The following is a 3004-nucleotide window of genomic DNA, read 5'->3' as shown; positions in this document are numbered from 1 at the left end:
TGTTTGATGAGGTGTCGTCGGCCGGACTCCCCGCTGCGCGCTCGTCCGTCGGTGGCCGCCGGTATTGAGGCCGAACGCCTTCACCGGGACCGGCGTCCACCACGCTTCTTAGAGCGACCGGCAAGAGGGGACGCGGCGTCGCGGGGCTGGGGCACGCACCTCGCCGCATCGCTCCCCGTCCATCGCTGCGCGATGCACGGGTACCCCGGCTTGTCGGTCGACACCCCACGGACCAGGGTGGCTCCCTCCGCCGCCTTGCGATGCACGCGCCCCAGCCCCGCTCCTTGATCCACGCCCCTATTGCCGGGCGCTCTTACCAGACGTCCGGCGTCGTTGGTCCTTCCGGTGATGTGGCGAGGGCGGGTGGTAGCTGCAGCCGATTGAGCAGGAGTGCGTTGGCGGCGACCAGGAAACTGGATCCGGACATGGCCAGGGCCGCGATCTCGGGGCGTAGTACCAGGCCGAAGGCGGGTTCGAAGGCCCCTGCGGCGATCGGTAGGGCGATGGTGTTGTAGCCGACGGCCCAGCCGAGGTTCTGGCGCATCTTGTGGAGCGTGGCGCGGCCGATGAGCAGTGCGGCTGGTACGTCGAGGGGGTCGGAACGCATCAGTACCACGTCGGCGGTCTCGATCGCCACGTCGGTGCCGGCACCGATGGCGATGCCGAGGTCGGCCTGGGCCAGCGCCGGAGCGTCGTTGACGCCGTCGCCGACCATGGCGGTCCGACGGCTGTCGCGCTGTAGCTCGGCGATCTTTGTGGCCTTGTCGCCGGGCAGGACCTCGGCGATGACCGTGTCGATGTTGAGCTCGTCGGCGATCCGCTCGGCGGTGGCCTGGTTGTCGCCGGTGAGCATGATTACCTCGACGCCGGCATCGTGCAGTGCTCGCACCGCGGCGGCAGCTGTCGGCCGCGGCGTGTCAGCGATGCCGATGATCCCGGCCAGCTGGCCGTCGACCGCGACACCTACTGGGGTCCGGCCGCCCGCCGGCAGTGCGTCCCACTGAGCGTTAAGATCATCATGTGGGACTCCTTCCTGTTCGATCAGTCGGCGGTTGCCGACCATCACGTGCCGTCCGTCGACGGTGGCGGCCGCCCCGCGTCCAGGGTGGCTCGTGAACGCCTCCGCGCGGGCCACCGGTACCTCACGTGTGTCGGCATGACGGATGATCGCTGCGGCGAGTGGATGCTCGGACTCCCGTTCGACCGCGGCGACCAGCCGAAGCAGCTCCTCCTCGTCCAGACCGTCGACGCTGCCGTCCGTGAGGATCTCGGTCACCTCCGGTTCGCCCTTGGTCAGGGTGCCGGTCTTGTCCAGGACGACCGCGTCGATCCGGGCCGAGGTCTCCAACGCGGTCGCGTTCTTGAACAGGATGCCGCGTTTCGCACCGAGACCGGTCCCCACCATGATCGCCGTCGGGGTGGCGAGCCCCAACGCGTCCGGGCAGGTGATGACGACCACCGTGATCGCGAACAGGATTGCCTCGGTCGCGGGACGGCCGGTTCCCAGCAGCCAGACGAGCAGTGTGCCGAGCCCGCCCAGCAGCGCGACGAGCACCAGCCAGAACGCCGCCCGGTCGGCCAGTCGCTGACCGGGCGCCTTGCTGTTCCGCGCCTCCTGAACGAGCGCGACGATCTGTGCCAGTGCCGTGTCCGCCCCGACCTTGGTGGCCCGGACCCGCAGGGTGCCGGTGGTGTTGATGGTCGCGCCGATCACCTGCGTGCCGACGGTCTTGTGCACCGGCAGGCTCTCGCCGGTCACCATCGACTCGTCGAGGTCGGACTCGCCCGCCTCGACCATCCCGTCGACTGCGATCTTGCCTCCGGGGCGGACGAGCAGCAGGTCACCGACGGCGACCTCGGCGGTCGGTACCTCGACCGGTTCGCCGTCCCGCACCACCAGCGCCTTCTCCGGCACGAGCTGGAGCAGGGCGCGGATCGCGTCGGTGGCTCCGCCGCGGGCGCGCATCTCGAACCAGTGCCCCAGCAGCACGAACGCGGCGAGCACGGTGGCCGCTTCGTAGAAGACGTCCCCGCCGCCGGTGAGCGTGACGACGAGGGAGTAGGTCCAGCCGGTGCCGATGGCGACCGCGACCAGAACCATCATGTCCAGCGTCCGGGCGCGCAGCGCCCGTATCGCCCCGTCGAAGAAGATCCACGACGCCCAGAAGATCACCGGGAGGCTGAGGATCAGCTGGAACACGTCGTCGCGCAACCCGAACGGCGCGGCCACGTCGAAGCCCAGGACGTCGCGGCCGATCGCCGACCACAGCAGGATCGGGATCGAGAAGAGCGCCGCGACCAGGAAACGATTGCGCATGTCAGCGACCATCGCCGCCATCGACATCCCCGCATGCCCGCCAGATGTGCCGGATGTGCCGGATGGGAGAACCGCGGTCACCGGGCCCTCTCCCGCATCGATCGCCTCGCGGCCGGCAGGGACCCCGTGGGAGGCGGAGACATCACGCTGCTGCGCCATGGTTCGGCTCCTTCGCTGCGGCCGCTTCGGGTGAGTTCCGTTGTTGCTGGTCGCTCTGAGCTGATGTCAGCATTCCTGCCCCGTGGGAGTGCCGGGACCGACACCGCCGGCAAGGGCCTGTTATCCCGACCGGGCTGATCCGTGCAGCTCGGATTCAGAGGTGCGGAAACGGGGATGCTTGCAGAGGAGGTGGACGACCGCGCCAGGGCTGGGCGCGCCTTCGCTCGGGAGGATGACAGCGATGATGTGGGGCTGGGGCTGGGGTGCCTGGCTCGCGATGTCCGTGATGATGGTCCTGTTCTGGAGCCTGGTCATTGCGGGCGTCGTCGTGCTCGTTCGCTACCTGGGTGGCGGGCGCCCGACTGGCCGTTCGGACGCTGGCGGCGATCGGGCCGATGCCGAGAATGTGCTGGCTGAGCGGTTCGCCCGCGGGGAGATTGACGAGGACGAGTACAAACGGCGGTCTGAGCTGCTGCGCGCGGGCTGGTGAAGCTGGGTATGTGGGGATAAGAGCGCCCGAGGATAGGG

General features: G+C 69.3%; 2 protein-coding genes. One reads left to right on the top strand and one right to left on the bottom strand.

What is annotated here, in order from left to right:
* Positions 1–313: 313 nt before the first annotated feature.
* Positions 314–2476 (bottom strand): copper-translocating P-type ATPase, encoded by a 2163-nt coding sequence (locus tag MJ785_RS21395; RefSeq protein ID WP_239382641.1) that lies wholly within the window; start codon positions 2474–2476, stop codon positions 314–316.
* A gap of 241 nt (positions 2477–2717) precedes the next feature.
* Between MJ785_RS21395 and MJ785_RS21390 the strand changes: the two genes are divergently transcribed.
* Positions 2718–2966, top strand: a complete 249-nt coding sequence (locus MJ785_RS21390) for an SHOCT domain-containing protein (protein WP_239382639.1) — start codon at positions 2718–2720, stop codon at positions 2964–2966.
* Positions 2967–3004 lie beyond the last annotated feature (38 nt).

Source organism: Protofrankia sp. CiT1 (assembly GCF_917627335.1).
Lineage (GTDB): Bacteria > Actinomycetota > Actinomycetes > Frankiales > Frankiaceae > Protofrankia.
The sequence above is the reverse complement of the archived record's forward strand: the minus strand, read 5'-3'. Positions and strand labels throughout refer to the sequence as shown.

Excerpts from the sequence above, each read along its gene's own strand:
- MJ785_RS21395 (WP_239382641.1), bottom strand. The coding sequence starts at position 2,476 with ATGGCGCAGCAGCGTGATGTCTCCGCCTCCCACGGGGTCCCTGCCGGC.
- MJ785_RS21390 (WP_239382639.1), top strand. The coding sequence starts at position 2,718 with ATGATGTGGGGCTGGGGCTGGGGTGCCTGGCTCGCGATGTCCGTGATG.